This window comes from Lutibacter aestuarii, from assembly GCF_042676885.1.
GTDB lineage: Bacteria > Bacteroidota > Bacteroidia > Flavobacteriales > Flavobacteriaceae > Lutibacter > Lutibacter aestuarii.
Map to the genome: position 1 here is coordinate 391,278 of NZ_JBHTIC010000005.1, position 19,049 is coordinate 410,326.

General features: G+C 29.0%; 19 protein-coding genes and 1 pseudogene. 15 read left to right on the plus strand and 5 right to left on the minus strand.

Annotation, left to right across the window (positions count from 1 at the left end):
- The 3 genes from galK to ACFQZW_RS04300 all read right to left on the minus strand — a co-directional run bounded on the left by galK (position 1) and on the right by ACFQZW_RS04300 (position 2,964).
- Complete coding sequence (gene galK / locus ACFQZW_RS04290; protein ID WP_386781544.1) at positions 1-1,119, minus strand: galactokinase; 1,119 nt, start codon at positions 1,117-1,119, stop codon at positions 1-3.
- Positions 1,120-1,162: 43 nt separating this feature from the next.
- Positions 1,163-2,179: a UDP-glucose--hexose-1-phosphate uridylyltransferase gene (locus ACFQZW_RS04295; protein ID WP_386781545.1), complete on the minus strand. Its 1,017-nt coding sequence runs from the start codon at positions 2,177-2,179 to the stop codon at positions 1,163-1,165.
- A gap of 80 nt (positions 2,180-2,259) precedes the next feature.
- Positions 2,260-2,964, minus strand: coding sequence for an NUDIX hydrolase (locus ACFQZW_RS04300; protein WP_298265081.1), 705 nt, complete (start codon positions 2,962-2,964; stop codon positions 2,260-2,262).
- A 214-nt stretch (positions 2,965-3,178) separates the two neighbouring features.
- Here ACFQZW_RS04300 and ACFQZW_RS04305 point away from each other — a divergent pair, with 214 nt between their 5' ends.
- Positions 3,179-3,532, plus strand: coding sequence for a hypothetical protein (locus tag ACFQZW_RS04305; protein ID WP_298265083.1), 354 nt, complete (start codon positions 3,179-3,181; stop codon positions 3,530-3,532).
- Between the two features lie 6 nt (positions 3,533-3,538).
- Here ACFQZW_RS04305 and ACFQZW_RS04310 read toward each other — a convergent pair whose 3' ends face one another.
- A complete protein-coding gene (locus tag ACFQZW_RS04310) occupies positions 3,539-4,246 on the minus strand; it encodes a LytR/AlgR family response regulator transcription factor (protein WP_298265085.1) in 708 nt (235 codons plus the stop codon).
- Positions 4,243-5,184: a sensor histidine kinase gene (locus ACFQZW_RS04315; protein WP_372801787.1), complete on the minus strand. Its 942-nt coding sequence runs from the start codon at positions 5,182-5,184 to the stop codon at positions 4,243-4,245. Before ACFQZW_RS04315 ends, ACFQZW_RS04310 begins: the two co-directional genes overlap by 4 nt.
- Before the next feature lie 326 nt (positions 5,185-5,510).
- Between ACFQZW_RS04315 and ACFQZW_RS04320 the strand changes: the two genes are divergently transcribed.
- From ACFQZW_RS04320 to ACFQZW_RS04385, 14 genes and pseudogenes are all read left to right on the plus strand, one after another.
- Positions 5,511-6,773, plus strand: a complete 1,263-nt coding sequence (locus tag ACFQZW_RS04320; RefSeq protein ID WP_386781546.1) for a nuclear transport factor 2 family protein — start codon at positions 5,511-5,513, stop codon at positions 6,771-6,773.
- A gap of 12 nt (positions 6,774-6,785) precedes the next feature.
- A complete protein-coding gene (locus ACFQZW_RS04325) occupies positions 6,786-7,952 on the plus strand; it encodes an alpha/beta hydrolase-fold protein (protein ID WP_386781547.1) in 1,167 nt (388 codons plus the stop codon).
- Positions 7,953-7,960: 8 nt separating this feature from the next.
- Positions 7,961-8,908 carry an MBL fold metallo-hydrolase gene (locus tag ACFQZW_RS04330; RefSeq protein WP_298286021.1) on the plus strand — a complete coding sequence of 316 codons (948 nt, stop codon included), beginning with the start codon at positions 7,961-7,963 and terminating at the stop codon, positions 8,906-8,908.
- 237 nt (positions 8,909-9,145) lie between these two features.
- On the plus strand, positions 9,146-9,757 hold the full coding sequence (locus tag ACFQZW_RS04335; protein ID WP_298265095.1) for a TetR/AcrR family transcriptional regulator: 612 nt from the start codon (positions 9,146-9,148) through the stop codon (positions 9,755-9,757).
- A gap of 180 nt (positions 9,758-9,937) precedes the next feature.
- Positions 9,938-11,053, plus strand: a complete 1,116-nt coding sequence (locus ACFQZW_RS04340; RefSeq protein WP_386781548.1) for a TolC family protein — start codon at positions 9,938-9,940, stop codon at positions 11,051-11,053.
- Positions 11,054-11,058: 5 nt separating this feature from the next.
- Positions 11,059-11,955 carry an HlyD family secretion protein gene (locus ACFQZW_RS04345; RefSeq protein WP_386781549.1) on the plus strand — a complete coding sequence of 299 codons (897 nt, stop codon included), beginning with the start codon at positions 11,059-11,061 and terminating at the stop codon, positions 11,953-11,955.
- 24 nt (positions 11,956-11,979) lie between these two features.
- The gene (locus tag ACFQZW_RS04350) at positions 11,980-12,345 is read left to right on the plus strand and encodes a hypothetical protein (RefSeq protein ID WP_298265101.1); all 366 of its coding nucleotides are present in this window, start codon (positions 11,980-11,982) and stop codon (positions 12,343-12,345) included.
- Positions 12,342-12,809 carry a hypothetical protein gene (locus ACFQZW_RS04355; RefSeq protein WP_298286032.1) on the plus strand — a complete coding sequence of 156 codons (468 nt, stop codon included), beginning with the start codon at positions 12,342-12,344 and terminating at the stop codon, positions 12,807-12,809. Before ACFQZW_RS04350 ends, ACFQZW_RS04355 begins: the two co-directional genes overlap by 4 nt.
- Before the next feature lie 5 nt (positions 12,810-12,814).
- Positions 12,815-13,717, plus strand: a complete 903-nt coding sequence (locus ACFQZW_RS04360) for an ABC transporter ATP-binding protein (RefSeq protein WP_372802522.1) — start codon at positions 12,815-12,817, stop codon at positions 13,715-13,717.
- Between the two features lie 39 nt (positions 13,718-13,756).
- Entirely contained in the window at positions 13,757-14,491 is a 735-nt protein-coding gene (locus tag ACFQZW_RS04365; protein WP_298265107.1) for an ABC transporter ATP-binding protein, read from the plus strand.
- A 121-nt stretch (positions 14,492-14,612) separates the two neighbouring features.
- Positions 14,613-15,719, plus strand: coding sequence for an ABC transporter permease (locus ACFQZW_RS04370; protein ID WP_298265109.1), 1,107 nt, complete (start codon positions 14,613-14,615; stop codon positions 15,717-15,719).
- Positions 15,720-15,783: 64 nt separating this feature from the next.
- Complete coding sequence (locus ACFQZW_RS04375; RefSeq protein ID WP_386781550.1) at positions 15,784-16,905, plus strand: ABC transporter permease; 1,122 nt, start codon at positions 15,784-15,786, stop codon at positions 16,903-16,905.
- 481 nt (positions 16,906-17,386) lie between these two features.
- Positions 17,387-18,052 (plus strand): annotated as a pseudogene (locus tag ACFQZW_RS04380) (IS3 family transposase); the annotation flags it as partial.
- A gap of 500 nt (positions 18,053-18,552) precedes the next feature.
- The gene (locus ACFQZW_RS04385; RefSeq protein WP_386781551.1) at positions 18,553-18,777 is read left to right on the plus strand and encodes a hypothetical protein; all 225 of its coding nucleotides are present in this window, start codon (positions 18,553-18,555) and stop codon (positions 18,775-18,777) included.
- The last annotated feature ends 272 nt before the right edge of the window (positions 18,778-19,049 follow it).

Genomic DNA, 19,049 nt, shown 5'->3' on the forward strand with positions numbered 1-19,049 from the left:
TTAATTTTTAATAGATGTTCCTTTACTAGGCATAACTTCAAAAGCAGTTAATTTAATATTAAAATTATTAAAATAAGCCTTCGAAATATCCTCAATAAATTGTTCAATTTTATGTTCATGTATGATATTAATAGTACAACCTCCAAAACCTCCGCCCATCATTCTGGCTCCTAAAACCTCTTTATAATCTTTTGAAAATTCTACTAAAAAATCTAACTCAGGACAACTTACTTCATATAGGTTTTTTAAGCCTTCATGTGTTTCGTAAATATGCTTTCCTAAAGTTGTTAATTGTTTGTTCTTTAATGCATTTACAGCCTTTTTTACTCTTTCATTTTCTTCTATCACATATTTACATCTGTTAAAAACGGTTGGATCCAATGTACTTTCAAATTTATTTAATAGATCTAATGTAACCTCTCTTAAAGATGCAACATGTGGATGTTCTTTTTGAATTATTTTTACTCCAGTTTCACATTGCACTCTACGTTTATTATATTCTCCCGAAGCCAAATTATGAGAAACATTCGTATTTAAAAGTACTATTTTATATGGTTTTATTGAAACAGGAATGTATTCAAATTCTAAAGATTTGCAATCTAACAAAATTACATGGTCTTTTTTACTCATTACAGAGGCAAATTGATCCATTATACCGCACTTGGTACCTACATAATTATGCTCAGCTCTTTGCGATAATTCAACAATTAATTGTTTCGAAAGTTTTAATTTAAAAAGTTCATTTAAACCAAAAGCTAAACCACATTCTAAAGCAGCTGAAGAGCTAACTCCTGAGCCAATAGGGATGTCACTTTCTATAACACAATCAAATCCTTTTAAATTGTTTGTAAGTTGCTGTAGCTCAAAAACAACTCCTAAAATATAGTTTTCCCATTGATGTTTACTTGGTTCAACTTTAGTTAAATCAAAAGAAAAACTTGCATTAAAATTAACACTACGTACATTACAAATTGTTGAATTTTCATTTTTCTTAAAAGAAAACTTTATTTTTTTATCTATGGCTGTTGGTAAAACAAATCCGTTGTTATAATCTGTGTGCTCTCCAATAATATTAATACGTCCTGGAGATTCTATACATAAATCGTATGTTGAGTTCATAAAGTTACGTTGTCTTTATTTAATTATATGTATCATTTTAAAATTATAATGATCTTAATTTTTCAGCCGCTAATTCAGCCGTAATGTCTCTTTGAGGCATGGCAAACATTTCATAGCCTACCATAAATTTTTTAACGGTAGCTGATCTAAGCAATGGTGGATAAAAACTCATATGCCAATGCCATTCTTCATAATCCATTTTATTGGTAGGTGCTTGATGGATCCCTGCTGAATATGGAAATGATGTATTAAAAAGTGCATCGTATTTTTGTGTTAAAAGTTTTAGCTGTTGAGCAAAACTATTTTTTTGATTATCTGTTAAGTTTTTAATATTTGGCATTGCTTGTTTTGGTATAATCATAGCCTCATACGGCCAAACAGCCCAAAAAGGAATCAATGTTACAAAGTGTTTATTTTCGGATATAATTCTAGTTTGTTCCTTCAATTCTTCCTCAAGGTAGGTTTTTAATAAACTAGTACCATTTTTCTGATAAAACTCTTTTTGTGTGGCTGTTTTTTTCTGAATTTCAGTTGGGATAGAGTATTGCGCCCATATTTGTCCATGAGGATGCGGATTACTACAACCCATAATTGCCCCTTTATTTTCAAATATTTGAACGTAATTAATATTTTTAAGATTGCCTAATAAAGAATATTCTTGTTGCCAAGTTTCAATTACTTTTTCAATTTCTGAAATCTCTAAATCTGGTATTGATAGGGAATGATTAGGCGAAAAGCATACAACTTTACATATACCTATTTCTCCTTCAGCCCTTAACAGACCTTTTTTATAACTGAATTTTTCAGAGTTGTTCATAAGCGCACCAAAATCATTTGAAAAAACATAGGTGCTTTTATAATCGTCATTTTTCACCCCATTAATACGCTTATTTGTAGGGCATAAATAACATTCTGAATCATACGAAATTTTATCTTTTGGTTCAGTGACCTCTTGTTTTCCTTGCCAAGGTCTTTTTGTTCTGTGCGGAGAAACTAAGACCCATTCTCCAGTTAAAATATTAAATCTTTTGTGCGGTTGCTCTTTTAAATATGTTTCCATTTAATTTTGACATAATTTAAAAATAATAAATGTTAAATATACGTTTATTATTCAATATAGTCAAAATAATACATAATTATTTAAAGCTCAAAATTATTACCTTTAGCAACAAACTCTTTATACTTCTCATTATCAAACATATATAGAAAAGCTCCTTTTTTTGATCCCGATTTATCTTTTTCTGTAGTTTTTGTTAAAATATCAAATGATAAAATCTTTTTTCTAAAATTCCTATCGTCTAGTTTTTGTTGATAAACGCACTCATAAAGTATTTGTAATTGTGGGATGGTAAATTTTTCTGGAAGTAATTCAAATCCAATGGGTTGGTATATGGCTTTAGATCTAAGCTTAGAAATTGCATCTTTTACCATTTCATTATGATCTAAAATTAAGTTAGGAATATTGTCAAAATCGAACCAATGAGCATCATATTTTTCAACATTCTCAATATCGAATTCATTAATTCTAATCAAACTAAAATAAGCAACAGAAATTACTCTTTCACCAGGATCTCTATCTAATTTACTATAGGTTTTTAATTCATCTAAATATACATTAGATAATCCTGTTGATTTATATAATATTTCCTTAGCTGCATCTTGTAAAGTTTGTTGATTATTAACGAAAGATCCAATTAATGACCATTCTCCTTTGAGAGGTTCTACTTTTCTTTTAAATAATAAGAGTTTTAGTTTGTGTGAATCAAATCCGAAAATTATACAATCTACTGCTAGTAAAATTTTTTCTTGACCGCTATATAAAATTGAAGTATTGATTTTATGCATGTATAAAATATTATTTTTAATTAAAATGTAGCAATCTACTTTTTAATATCTGTAAATTTAAAAATAAACCAATACTAATTAAAAAAATATCAATGTTATTCAAATCAATATTGAAGAGCTTTTCAAAAAAATCATTTCTAATACCTACTTCATAAATTTCATTAAATTTGAGGCAACAGAATTATTTTAAGGAACAATTGAAAAAAACAATACTATGCAAAATTCAAATTCATTAATAAAACCAGGCTTTTGGCAATCTGCTGGCAAAAATCCGTTTTGGATAAACGTTGTTGATAATCATGTGTTTTGGTTAGGAATGAATCAAAAAACTAACGATATTAATTTAGGCGAAAACTGGTGCCATGTGGGTCATGGAATAATAAATGAAGATAAAATAGAACTCTCATGGGCAGATATTCCTGTAGGTAAAGACAAATTGTATGGGAAAATAACCATAAAAATAATTGACGAAACACATATTAAAGTAATTGAAGATTCGGGTAATTTCGGAAAATCTGAATGGGAATGGGTTCATCCAATTAAGAGTTTCTCAAGCTTACAAAAATAAATTTCATCAAGAAGAAATTAAACGTTCCATTACTTGGTGTTTATAACTATGACCAATAGGAATCTCAATTTTTCCAATTTCAATATCGTGCTTTGTAAATGCTGTAATAGCTTCCTTATTTACAATAAACGATCGGTGAATTCTTAAGAAGCGATTATCAAGCAATTCATGAAAGGCTGTAATGCTATATTTGGTCATTACGTTACGGGTCTTATAATGTATTTTTATATAATCCTTTAAGCTCTCTATATACAAAATATCATCAAATTTTATTTTGATATTTTTTCTGTTTGCTTGAACAAAAACATAGTTGCTTAATTCCGATGCTTCTTCCTTGATTACTTTTATAGTTTTTGGTTGAATGCTTTCCAAGAATTTTTGTATGGATTTAAAAAACCGCTCAAAAACTATAGGTTTAAGTAAGTAATCAACAGCATTAAGTTCAAACCCTTCAATGGCATAATCTCGGTAAGCGGTTGTAAAAATTACTTTAGGTACATTACTAAGACTTTTTAAAAAATCGGTTCCTTTAAGTACTGGCATTTCAATATCTAAAAATAGCAGGTCAATGGAGTTAATTGCTAGTATTTTAGTGGCTTCCAAAGCACTTTCACAAGATGCCACTAACTCAAATTCATCAAATTGAGAAAGATGTGTTTCTATTAGCTCCCTAGCAAGTTCTTCGTCATCTACAATTACGCACTTGTACTTCATGCTGTCTTAATTTTTAAATCTACCTTATACTTTTGATCTTCATTACGCACCACTAATTTATGATTATTTGGATAAAGTAACTCAAGCTGTTTTTGAACATTACTAAGCCCAATTGCTTCCCTACTCTCTTCATCATGTTTATGTGTGGAAATTGTATTTTCAATACTAAAATAAATCTTACTACCCTCTGTTTTTAATAAAGCTATAATGTTGGCTTCTCTTATTTCTTGGCTCACCCCATGTTTGAAAGCATTTTCAAAAAAAGTGAGTAAAAGTAAAGGTGCTATTTTTACCGTATTATCTACATTACTTTCAAAACTTATATACACCCTTTTTCCATACCTAATTTTCTCTAGTGCTATGTAATTATTCAACAACTTAACTTCATCGCTAAGAGCTACGAACTCTTTATTACATCTATAAAGGGTATAATCTAAAATTTCAGACAATTTTGCAATCACCTCTGGGGTTTGGTCTGATTTTTTAATAGCCAATGCGTACAAATTATTAAGGGTATTGAATAAAAAGTGAGGATTAAGCTGATTTTTCAATGCACTCAACTCTGCAACTTTTTTTTGTTCCCTTAACTCTAGTGCTTCACGCTGATGCTTGTAATAACGAACTGACATAAGTATAACAGCAGGAAAAAGAAACCAAATAATATTTTGGGCAAAATAATGAAAATCTGTAGCTCGCCACCAAAAATCAACTTTACGAGATAAACGATAAAACTCAGGAAAAACAATTTCAAAACCATAATACCTAAAAAAAGTGTACAGTACAAATGCTAAATAAAGTAGAACAAACACACTTATTCCGAAAAGAATTTTTCCATATCGATTAAGCACATATGGTACTAGCACATAAATCATTACATAGGCAACCATCATTTGTGGAATAATTTTAGTTGCATACGCAGCTACGTAAGCTAGCTTCATGCTTTGATACCCCAATGTTGGTAGCACAAAAAACAAGAACAATAGTACCCAAAAAATGGCATGACTTACAACTGTATTCAGTAAGTGTTTTTTATTAAGTAGCATCAGACAAATTTACACCAAACATCTAACATAAAGAATTTTCTTTTATACCACTACTTTAGTAGACAAAAAAGCATTTAAGGCAGATAAAAACATAGTTTACAAAGCTGAAAACCATTTTTATAAGAATCCCCTTTTCTGTTGGTTAAAATCCCTTATTTATCTACTTTTTATTTTTGAATGACAATATAGGGTTTATTTGTATTTCATTAAATACTCACAAAATGATTAAACACATATCATTACTAATAATAATTTGTTTTAGTTTTGGACTACAAGCTCAAAACCAAAACAATAAAAAATACTTTAGACATATTAGGTACAATCATGTATCACCACACGTACCCATTTTGGGAATATACCCAATATCAAAACTGGAGGCAGATTCCTCTTCTCATTATGTATTTACATATAAAAACAAACAACTTGTAGAAATTATTAACCACCACTATCACACACAACAGCAACATCCGCTAACAACATTTGGTGCTTACAGAATTGAATTTTTGTATAACAACCATATGGAGATACGAACATTTTATGACCCCAATGGAAAACGTATAACTAACGATAGAGGAGTTTATAAAGAGATCTTTACAAAGGATAAAAATGGTTTCATTACCGATTTAAATTTTTACGACCTAAAAGACAATCACATGCAATCCAATTGGGGGATTTCCCATTACCAATGGAAGAAGTATAAAAAAATGGTGGTTGAAAACCGGTATAATTTAAATGATTCCACAGTAACAATTTCACCATACTTTAAGTTTGGTACAACAGGAATAGTTTACGATAAAAAAGGTTATCCTAAAGCCAATTACAATCTGGACAACAATTTTAAGCCTATTGAAAATGCAACAGGTGTCGCCTCTTATCATGACACTTATGACGAAAATGGAAACCACATTAAATATGAGTATCACAATAAAGATGGTAAATTAACTTTAAATCAATGGAGATTTGCTTACGGCGTGAAGAAGTATGATACTAACGGAAATCAAATTGGCAGAGCGGTACATGATGTTGACAAAACCTTACTCAATGAAAGAATAGATTTCTCCAATGTATATACCAAGTTGGCTTCTCCTATCTCTAAGAAAGATTCAATTGAAATTAAGCGAATATCCTTGGGCTATTTAATCGCATTACAAGAGTTAAAACCTAAACTTATGAAAAAGGTAATGCACGAACAACTAGCAAAGCGTACCATCGAATTCGATTTTAAAAATAAAAAAGAAAAAATAAGAGAAACTACCTATAAACAGATGCTGGATTTTGCCGAATCGTGGAATAAATCTGGAATAAAATTTCCAACAAACCCGAAAAATGAGGTTACCATTTTAGATGCATATCAAAAGGCAGCTTCTGTAAAACTAGTATCAGACAACTGGTATGAATATTTACACCTTATCAAAATTAATGGACAATGGAAAATAGTAAATTTGCTATGGCTCTATAAAGATTCTAGGAAAAACATTCATTAAATCTCTTATATCATGAATAAATTTATTTTTACTGCTTTTTGTTTGCTTACAATTATAAGTACTAACTATGCACAAGAACACAATCCAATTAATATAGGGTTTAAGGATAAACTCTACTCCCATACACTTAACGAAACAAGAGAATTTTGGGTAAGTCTTCCTGATTCTTATTACGAGGAAGGTTCATCATATAAAAAGTACCCAGTATTAATAGTGCTAGATGGACATGTTCACTTTAAACCTGTAACAGGTATGGTGAACTATATGAGTTCCGGATACAATGGCAACCTGAGAATTCCTGAAATGATTGTAGCGGCAATTCAAAACGTTAACAGGCGAAGAGATTTTACACCTGATAAAATTATTACAACAAGAAAAAACGATTCTGGTGGTGGAGAAAACTTTTTAAGTTTTATAGAGGAGGAACTTATTCCTGAGCTGGACAAGAAATATAGAACAGTTCCCTATCGCATACTTTTTGGACATTCACTAGGTGGTTTGTTTGTTACTCATGCCTATATGAAAGAACAAACACTTTTCAACTCTTTTATTGCTGTTGATCCAAGTTTAGGTACTTGGAATGCAGAAACGATGGATAAAAAATTAACAGCTGTTACTGAAAATTCATTCAAAAGATTTCTTTACATCGCCTCAGCCAATTGGGGTAAAAGAAATATTAGAAATCGCGATCGACATATAAGATTATATGAATCTTTAAATAGTAAATGTAAAGGAGAGTTTCCTGCCAAACTAGAATATTTTGAAAATGAAAACCACGGATCTGTACCTCCCATTGCATTTTATAAAGGTATAACTGCAATTTTTAATGGCTACGGAATATCCTATCGTAATATCACAAGTAAAGAACAACTACTTCAACATTTCAATCAGGTTTCTGAACGACTTTCATGGGATTTTAGCCCTCCTGAATCACTTATAAATCGAATTGGATACCATATGTTACAAAGTAATCGTGAAGATGATAGAAATAAAGCAATTGAGATATTTCTTTTAAATACAGAACTTTATCCTCTTTCATATAATGCATTTGATAGTTTGGGTGAAGCCTATATGGTTAATGGAAACACCGAACTAGCTATTGTGAATTATAAAAAATCACTGGAGTTAAACTTTAACAATGAAAATGCAAAAGCTACAGTAAAAAAACTAAAAAAATAACCACGACTATGGGTATTAAAGTAAAAATTATTTCCTTTTTCAGCTTAATCATATTAATTGTCCAATGCGCTTGGTCAACAAATACTAACTCCAATTTTGTAGTAACCTCTATTGCTGAAAATGTTTATAGTATTATATCACCATCCATTGGATTACCTACTCCTGAAAACAAAGGATGGAATTCCAACATTCATTTTGTGGTTACTAAAAGCGGGGTGTTACTTTTTGATACAGGATCTTCTGAGTTAATTGGTAATAAAATTAAGAAAGCAATTAAATCTATTACAAATCAACCTGTTCGTTGGGTGGTTAATTCACATAGCCATGCAGATCATTGGTTAGGCAATGCAGCATTTGCTGATGCTGAAATTATTGCCAGTAGTCAAGCCCTGGAAACAATGAAAAAGTATGGTCAAGATGATGTAGCGTTTTATTCCAAAGTGACCAAAGGCACAATTGGTACTACGCATCTTATTTATCCTAATTTATTATTGAATTATCCTCAAAAGCGTACTTTTGGAGGTGTGGAAGTTGAGTTTATTTTCGCTAATAATGGACATTCTCATGGAGATATTTTAATGTGGCTACCTGAACAAAAAATTATATTTGGAGGTGATGTGTTGAGTTCAGATTGGATGCCAATGATTACAAGTGATGGAAATGTTCTAGGGTTGATCAACACACTTAATACCATAATAAAATTAAACCCAACTATTGTGTTAACAGGACATGGTAATGTAACTACGCTAAAGTCAGTGATACGAGACGCTAATTTATTATCAAGTGTTTGGAAACAAGTAAAATTAGATTATAACAACGGCTTGAAACCTAATGAAACTCTATTAAATCTGAGAGTTAAACTAGTGTCAAAATATGAACCTTTATACAAGGATTTTGAAACGGAAATTGATCGTATTGTTAAACTGATGTACCAATTCCAGCAAAAAAATCATTAAGAAAATAAATGGCAAAATTTAAGTGCTTAAAAAATTATTAGTACAACATAAAAGTATCTAAGAATTTAACTTCGTAAACGATAATTATACACTCCTTAAATTAACTTTCTCCTTCTTATCTTTAAACATTTAGTTAAATAATTTGTTAAATTTTTTAATAAAAACAAAACTTATTTTGAAAATTAAAATTTAGTTGTTACGTTTGTTAACTAAATGGTTAAACTAATTAGTTTATATATGAATTTAAAAAAACATAGCTCAACAGAATCAAATATTTTAAATGCAGCTAAAGAAATATTTGAGCGTAAAGGAATGGCAGCTGCTAGAATGCAAGAAATTGCAGATGAAGCAGGTATTAATAAAGCAATGCTGCATTATTATTACAGAAGTAAACAATTACTTTTTGAAGCTGTTTTTAAAAAAGCGTTTTCAACTTTAGCTCCACAGTTAAATGATATTATAAATGCAGATAATAGTTTATTTGATAAAATAAAAAACTTTACTCATAATTATATAACATTTATTATAAAACACCCTTATCTCCCAAATTTTATTATACAAGAACTTAATAGAAATCCAGAATTTATTGAAAAACAACTTTCAAATAAATTACCCAATATTGAAAAGTTTAGAAATCAAATTGAAAATGCAGTCAAAGACGGACATATAAGACCTATAAAGGCTGAGCATTTATTTATTAATATTATAGCATTGAACATTTTTCCATTTATCGCTTCACCGCTATTAAAAGGATTTTTAAAAGTTGATAAAACCACTTTTAAAGAATTAATGGAAGAAAGAAAGACTGAAGTAGTGGATTTCATTTTAAATTCTATAAAAATCAAATAGATGTTTTGTCAAACAAAAAATAATTATAAACAGATGAAAAAAATAGCTACACTCCTAATGATATTTTTTGCTATTAATTCTTTTGCGCAAGAAAAAATAAGCTTAAAAGAATGCTATATACTAGTCGAAAAGAATTATCCTTTATCAAAACAGAATAACCTTTTGACAAAACAAAATATTTTGGAAAAGGAAATAATTAAGACTGGTAAATTACCACAAATTGACTTCGAATCAAAAGCTACTTACCAATCCGAAGTCATAGAATTACCCATAAGTTTACCAGATGTAAACATTACACCACCTAATAATGATCAATATCAATTAAATTTAAACGTAAATCAACTAATTTATGATGGTGGGCATACAAATGCAGCACTTGAAGAAAAAACAGCTTCTTTAAAAACTCAACAAAAACAAGTTGAAGTAAATTTATATCAACTAAAAGAACGGGTGAATCAACTTTATTTTTCAATTTTATTGTTGCAAGAAAAGAAAGCCTTATTACTCGCTAAAAAAAATGAATTAGCATCAACATTAAAAGAGGTTAATGCTGGTGTAAAATTTGGGGCCTTACTCCCAAATTCTGAAAGTGTTTTAGAAGCCGAACTACTTAAGGTAGATCAACAATTTATAGAGTTAGATAAAGATAAATTTAGCTACATCAAATCTCTCTCTCAATTAATTGGAGAAAACATTTCTTCAGAGATTACATTAGACAATCCTGAAATTTCATTAGATTTTAATACTGAAATTAATCGTCCAGAATTAGATTTATTTAAATTGAAAAAAAGTCAAATTAAAGCTTCAGAAAAATTAATATCTAAAAAAAATAGTCCAAAACTTTTAGGTTTTGCCACAGGAGGATATGGAAATCCCGGATTAAATATGCTCGACAATTCTTTTCAAGCTTACTATTTAGCAGGAATAAAATTAAAGTGGAACGTATTTGACTGGAATTCTAATAAAAAACAACTTAAATCATTACAAGTAAATAAAGAAATTATTGATACCGAACAAGAAGTTTTTGAACTTAACACCTCTATTGAATTAACAAAACATGAATCTGAAATTATTAAAATATCAGAAATTATTGAGTCCGATAAAGAAATTATAAGCCTAAGAAAAAAAATATTAAAAACATCCGCATCTCAATTAAAAAACGGTGTTATTACCGCTTCAGCTTACATTACTGAGTTAACTAATCTTTATGAAGCTGAAAATAACCTAAAAGCACATTACACACAACTGTTATACTCAAAAGCAAATTATAATACCACTAAAGGAACTAAAAATTAACACTTATGAAAATTAATAAAAATATATTTGGACTATTTCTAATTGGAACCTTTCTTTTAAGTTGTAACAAAAATGAAAAAGCAGATGGATATGGAAATTTTGAAGCAACAGAAATAACGATTTCAGCAGAAAATAGCGGAAAATTAATTCAATTTACTGCAGAAGAAGGACAAATTCTAAAAAAAGGAGCCTATGTTGGTTTTATAGATACAATTCCATTGAGTTTGAAAAGAGATCAATTATTAGTGCAAAAAACAATTATCAGTTCAAAATCAAGTAATGTACTATCTCAAATTAGCGTACTTAATGCTCAATTAAAAACTGCAACAATTAACAAAAATAGGATTGAAAATTTAGTTAGAGAAGATGCAGGAACTCAAAAACAATTAGATGATATTAATGGTGAAATTGAGGTAATTCAAAAACAAATTAAAAGCATTCAAAGTCAAAATTTACCAATAATTAATGAACTTAAAAGCATTGATGTACAACTCAAACAAGTAAATGACTTACTTCAAAAAAGCTATATAATAAACCCAGTCAATGGTACAATTTTATCAACGTATGCTGAATCTAAGGAAATCACATCCTTTGGTAAACCTCTTTACAAAATAGCAGATTTAACCAACATGCAATTACGCGTTTATATTAGTGAAAATCAACTATCTAATATTAAAATTGGACAAGAAGTAACCGTTAAAATTGATGAAAAAGATACTATGAAAAATTACTCTGGTATTGTAAGCTGGATTGCTTCAGAAGCTGAGTTTACGCCAAAAATTATTCAAACCAAAGAAGAACGTGTAAACTTAGTATATGCTGTAAAAGTTGATGTAAAAAATGATGGCAGTTTAAAAATTGGAATGCCAGCAGAAATGTGGATAACTAATAAATCCGAATAACAATTTTATTAAATTATTAAATAAATGAAATTTAAGTTTAAAATAGCATCAATATTAGCCTTTATTTTAGGGTTGCTATCAATAATAGCAGGTTCAAAAGTATTATTTGAAATTGACATAAAAGCATACACCGTTATCAAATGGCTGGTAATATATAATGTTGTGTTTGGATTTATTTCAATTATAACCTCATATTTAATTTGGTCAAAACATCAATTATTAAAACAAGCTGTTCTTTTTATACTTATATCACATAGCTCAATATTGCTATACCTCTATTTTTTAAATAAAAGTGTAGCCTCTGAAAGTATTAAAGCTATGCTTTTTAGAGTAGGAGTTTGGCTTATTATTTTTCTCTTAATTATTAATCATAAAATTAAAAAACCATGAAAAAATCTATTCAACTATTTTTAGCAATAACCGTATTTTTTAGTGTAATTTCTTGTAAAAATTCAACAGAAAAAAAGTCTAAAATACCACCAAAGCAACCTCAACAGACAGAGGAACATCAGCACACTAATTCAGAAGAATTACAATTAAACGATGGAGAATTATGGAAAGCCAATAAAGAAACAACTGAAGGCATTCATGCCATGCTCCAAATAATGAGCAACTTTACAGAAAAAGACAATCCAGAAGCTTACGCTCAGCTTAAAAAAAGTTTAGAAACAGAATTTAGTACTATTATAACCAAATGTACTATGACAGGTGAAGCCCATAACCAATTACATATTTTTTTAGTTCCGATGAAAGATTTATTTGATGGTTTAACAGCAGAACCTATCAAAATAAACAAAGAAAGTTTTGAAAAATTACACACACATTTAACAGAATACAAAAATTATTTTGAGTAAGGTTTATGAGTATTATCGTAAAAAATATCAATAAATCATTCAATCAAGTAATCGCGGTAAATGACGTTTCTTTTGAAGTTAAAAAAGGTGAGTTGTTTGGGTTAATTGGACCTGATGGAGCAGGAAAAACAACTATTTTTAGAATACTTACTACTTTATTATTTGCAGATATGGGATTTGCCAAAGTTGCTGGATTTGATGTTATAAAAGACTATAAAAAGATAAGAAGTAATGTAGGTTATATGCCTGGTCGGTTTTCATTGTATCAGGATTTAACTGTAGAAGAAAATTTAACTTTTTTTGCTACCATTTTTGGAACAACCATTGAAGAAAATTACGATTTAATAAAAGACATTTATATCCAAATTGAGCCTTTTAAAAATAGAAGAGCAGGGAAATTATCTGGAGGAATGAAACAAAAACTGGCTTTATCCTGTGCATTAATCCACAAACCCAAAGTGCTGTTTTTAGATGAACCAACCACAGGTGTTGATCCAGTTTCAAGAAAAGAATTTTGGGAAATGTTAAAACGCTTACAACAAAAAGGCATTACAATATTAGTGTCTACACCCTATATGGATGAAGCCGCTTTATGCGACAGAATAGCCTTAATTCAGAATGGCAAAATATTACAAATAGATGACCCTAAAGAAATTGTAAAACATTTTCCAACAACAATCTATGATATAAAAGCTAATAATATTTATAAACTGCTGTTAGCTTTAAAAGAGTATAAACATAGTTATAGTGTTTATCCCTTTGGTGAATTTGTTCATTATACCGACAAAAGAGATGCTTTTGACACTAAAGAGCTTTTCCAGTTTTTAAAAGACAAAGGACTAAAAAACATTATTATTCAGCCAACAGAAACTACAATTGAAGACACCTTTATGGAGTTAGCTAAATAAATCTAATATCTAAACATCTACTTGACATAAATTAAAACGATGATAGAAACTAATGTAATCCAAGTTGAGAATTTAACTAAAAAATTTGGCGATTTTATTGCCGTAAATGCCATTACTTTTGAAGTAAAAAGAGGTGAAATATTTGGTTTTCTTGGCGCCAATGGGGCTGGTAAAACTACAGCTATGAAAATGCTTATTGGAATTTCAAGCCCTACTTCTGGAAATGCAAAAGTAGCCGATTTTGACGTTTTTACGAATTCTGAAGACATAAAGAAAAATATTGGTTATATGAGTCAAAAATTCGCTTTATATGACGATTTGACTGTGAAAGAGAACATCACATTTTTTGGAGGAATTTACGGCTTGTCTCGTAAGAAGATTGAAGAAAAAAGACAATTGTTAGTGGAAGAATTAGGTCTACAGAATATTGTGAATGAACTAGTTGGATCTTTGCCATTGGGCTGGAAACAGAAAATAGCATTCTCTGTAGCGTTATTACACGAACCAAAAATTGTTTTTTTAGATGAACCAACAGGAGGTGTTGATCCAATCACTAGGCGGCAATTTTGGGAAATGATCTATAAAGCGTCCAACAATGGCACTACAGTTTTTGTCACCACACATTATATGGATGAAGCTGAATATTGTGATCGTGTTTCAATTATGGTTGAGGGAAAAATTGAAGCTCTAGATACTCCCAAAAAACTAAAGGAAAAGTTTAAAGTAAATTCTATGAATGATGTGTTTTTAAAATTGGCACGAAATATCGAGTAAAAATAAAGAAAAATAATAATTGAAATGTCATTGAGAACTTAACATAATGAAGTTTGGCAATCTCCTATTTAAAAATTTAGATTGCCCTTCGTTTCAATCTAAATGATAACAATATAGCTATATGAAACGATTTACCGGATTTATAAAAAAAGAATTTTACCATATTTTTAGAGATACGCGCTCATTATTCATTCTTTTTGGAATGCCTATTGCACAAGTAATGCTTTTTGGTTTCGCTATTACTAATGAAATTAACAACGTTGATATTGCGTTCTTCGACAAATCAAAAGATGTCACTACTCAAGAAATTATTAATAAAATTTCAGCTTCAAAATATTTTACCAATAAGCAAATCATTAAAAATGATAAAGAGATTGAAACGGTATTCAAAAAAGGAAAAGTAAAAGCTGTTTTAATTTTCGATAAGGATTTTAGCGAAAAGCTAACAAAAGAAAATAAAACTACGGTTCAAATAATTACCGATGCAACAGATCCAAACACAGCTAACACTATTAACAATTATCTTAGTTCAATTTTGAAAAACTACCAATTGGTAATTAATCATCAAATTAAACATTCTCCTCAAATAAATCCTGAAACTAGGCTAATTTACAATCCAGAGCTAAAAAGTGTTTTCACATTTGTACCTGGAGTAATGACAGTTATATTAATGTTGGTTTCGGCAATGATGACTTCAATATCCATCACTAGAGAAAAAGAAATGGGTACAATGGAAATATTGTTAGTATCTCCAATAAAACCATTTCAAGTTATTTTGGGTAAAGTATTCCCTTATATATTTTTATCAGTAATTAACGCTGTAGTTATTGTTTTACTCAGTATTTTCATATTTAAAATGCCAGTTGAAGGAAGTTTGTTTTTACTGGGGTTTGAAAGTGTGTTATTCATCATAAATGCATTATCGTTGGGGATCTTAATTTCTACAATCTCTTCTACACAACAAACTGCTATGATGATTTCATTAATGGGATTAATGCTACCTGTAATTTTACTTTCAGGGTTCATTTTTCCAATTTCAAGCATGCCTTTCCCATTACAAGTTATTAGTCATATAATTCCTGCAAAATGGTTCATCATCATCATTAAAGCAATTATGCTTAAAGGAGTTGGGTTGAGTTTTATTTGGAAAGAAACTCTAATCATATTATTTATGACTCTAATTTTTATAACTATAAGCATTAAAAAATATAAAATTAGACTGGAATAATATTGACTTAAAAGAATAGAGAGAACTATTTTCTCTATTCTAAACAAATAATTTCAAGAGAAAAATGAATACAATTTTATACATCGTTCAAAAAGAATTCAAGCAAATATTTAGAAATAAAGGGATGTTACCTATTATTTTTATATTACCTCTACTACAACTATTAATCTTATCAAATGCTGCAACTTTTGAAATAAAAAATATAAAATTTTCTTATATTGATAATGATAAAAGTTCAAATTCAAGATTGTTAATTGAAAAATTTGATGCTTCTACATACTTTAATGTGATATCTAATTTTTCTTCAATAAAGGAAGCTAAGGCGGCAATGTCAAAAGGAGAAGTCGAAGTAATTTTAGAAATTCCAATTAATTTTGAACGTCAATTATCAAATCATAAAGATACAGATCTTTCCATAACAATAAATGCAATTGATGGGGCAGCAGCAGGAGTACAAAGTGTATATATCAATCAAATTGTACAAACATTTAACAAAAATATTACCATATCATTATCAACCCCAACAGAAAACAAAAGTTCTACTAAAATTATTGAGTCTATTCCTTCCTTTTGGTATAACATTACATTGAATTATAAAACATTTATGGTTCCTGGTATTCTGGTTTTATTAGTTTCTATGATTACTTTATTTCTATCTGGAATGAATATAGTAAGAGAAAAAGAAATAGGAACATTAGAACAAATGAACGTAACGCCAATAAAAAAATCTCAATTTATTATTGGTAAGTTGTTCCCTTTTTGGATTATTGGATTTGTTTTATTAACCATAGGACTTATTATCGCAAAAATCATATTTAATACTCCTATAACTGGAAGTCTTTGGTTAATTTATTTTTATACAGCAATTTATCTTTTGGTTATTTTGGGTATGGGACTATTTATCTCAAATTTTACCGATACTCAACAGCAAGCCATGTTTATTGCCTGGTTTTTTATCGTAATTTTTATTTTAATGAGTGGGCTTTTTACTCCAATTGAGAGTATGCCGTATTGGGCACAAATTTTAACTGAATTTAACCCAATAAAATATTTTGTAGAAATTATGAGAATGGTAATGCTAAAAGGATCAAATTTTGTAGACATCATACCTCTATTAATAAAAACACTCTTTTATGCAGTAATTATGAATGGTTTAGCTGTTTGGAGTTATAAAAAAACGAATTAAAAATAAAAAAATTATTTATTTTTCTATGCTACTTCCGTTGTTTTTACTTGTAATAAATTCACAAGAAAAAATAACCTTATTCTAAAAAAAGAAAAGATTCCAGATTATTGGGCGTGTTAACATCACAAGTAATTATTTAGAATGTATAACCAAGATTCTCACCCTATTATATTCCCCTAGATTCCTAAAATTTCATTTTATTACTTAATTGAAAACAAAAAAATCAAAGAACAAAATTCTTTTTTTGGTAGAATTTCACATTATTCAAATGGTCAATATAGAGATTTTTAAGATGAGAACGGAAAATTAACTTTGTTATACCAAAAAGAAAAGCCACTCAATATTGAGAGGCTTTTGTGCGGCTGAAGGGAGTCGAACTCCACGCCTTGCGGCACTAGATCCTAAGTCTAGCGTGTCTACCAATTCCACCACGCCCGCTTTTTCAATATTTTATAAACTTTTACTTGTCTAATTCCTAAGGCTAGGGTATTTTATATTTAAGCCTAGAATAGCAAGAATTATAAGGGTAAATGGATTATTTGCTAGGAGAGGACGTAAATTTAAAGTAACTACAAATAGCAATCGTAAATACCCAATAGCAGCTAATATATTAAATCAAAACTTTGAAGTCTTTAGAAAAAATCAAGTATGGGTCTCAGATATAACCTATATAGAAACCAAACAAGGCTGGATGTATTTAACAGTGGTTATAGATTTATTTAATAAAAAAATAGTTGGGTGGTCTATGAGTGATAATTTAACAACAAAGGATACTATAATACCAGCTTAGAATATGGCGGTTAAATCCAATACAATTACAAAAGAACTCATTTTTCATTCTGACAGAGGTGTTCAGTATGCTAATAGTCATTTTACAAATACTATTAAAAATTATAAAGGTCTAGTGATACAGTTTATGAGTAGGAAGGGGAATTGTTGGGATAATGAGGTACCAGAATCCTTTTTTAAAAGCTTAAAAACGGAATGGGTATATAAACACAGTTACAATTATAGATCACAAGCTGAATTATAAATCTTTAGTTGGATTGAAACATGGCACAATAAAAGAAGGATACATTCTACCTTAGGATATAAAACTATTAATGAATTTGAAATAGAAATGTATAATCAAAATGTAGCTGCTTAAGTCTCTCAACTTATTGTACAGTTTTTTGTTGTAAGTCCAAACCTTTTCTATAATTAAACCAAGAAAAAAGTAGACACTGTTATTATATATCAATGTCTCATTAGGTTCTAAAAAGAAATCTTGTTTCTCAACCTAAAAAAATATTAAAATTTAATATCTAGAGGCTAATTCGGTATTAGTTAATTTTTGGATACATTTTGCCCCCTTATAAGCACTGTATTTTTGATTTTTTGGATAGTTTCCTCTTCTCCGCTGAGTGAGTTTCCAAAACTCACTAAAAGCCGATAAACTCTATGTTTATTGACTTTTTTAATTTCTTTACACCATAATATACATTAAATCAAATATGAAATGTGTCTAGTTAGGTGTCACTTTTAAAAAGTAACACCTAATCACCTTTAAAGTTCTTATTTCATTAGTGCTATAAAAATTATTATTAAATTATTTTTTATATATTTGAAGGAAACTTATTAATTGCCACCAATGCAAAATCTATTGTTATGAAAACAAAATCTATTTTATTAATTTTTATTTTAATCTTTTGTAGCTGTGTTGCAGATGAGAATGAACAATTGATTAATAATCAATATCTAAATAAAGACCAACAATTTCAGTTAAAAAATACAATTATAGTGCCAAATCATGATATACTTCAAATCCCTAATTTAGATAGTGAGGAAATACTAGGATTTTCAAATTTAATTTTTATCGGTAAGGAATTTTAATTTTTTCAAATTAGGACTTCTTTATGTTTAACCCTTAAATATGACTAAAGGCTAAATTGAATTTACGCTAATAATTTATATAAAACTTTTGAGGGAATATAATTATAATTTGATATCTTTTGTATAGCTTTCTGCTTTCAATTCTAATTCTGGTATTTTTTTCAGTTTGCAGATAACGGATTTTTATAAGATTTATGCGACTGGAAAATCACAGATTTTTCTTACATAAGCTAGAAGCAACAATAAAATATGTCTATTGTTACCTGCTGGCT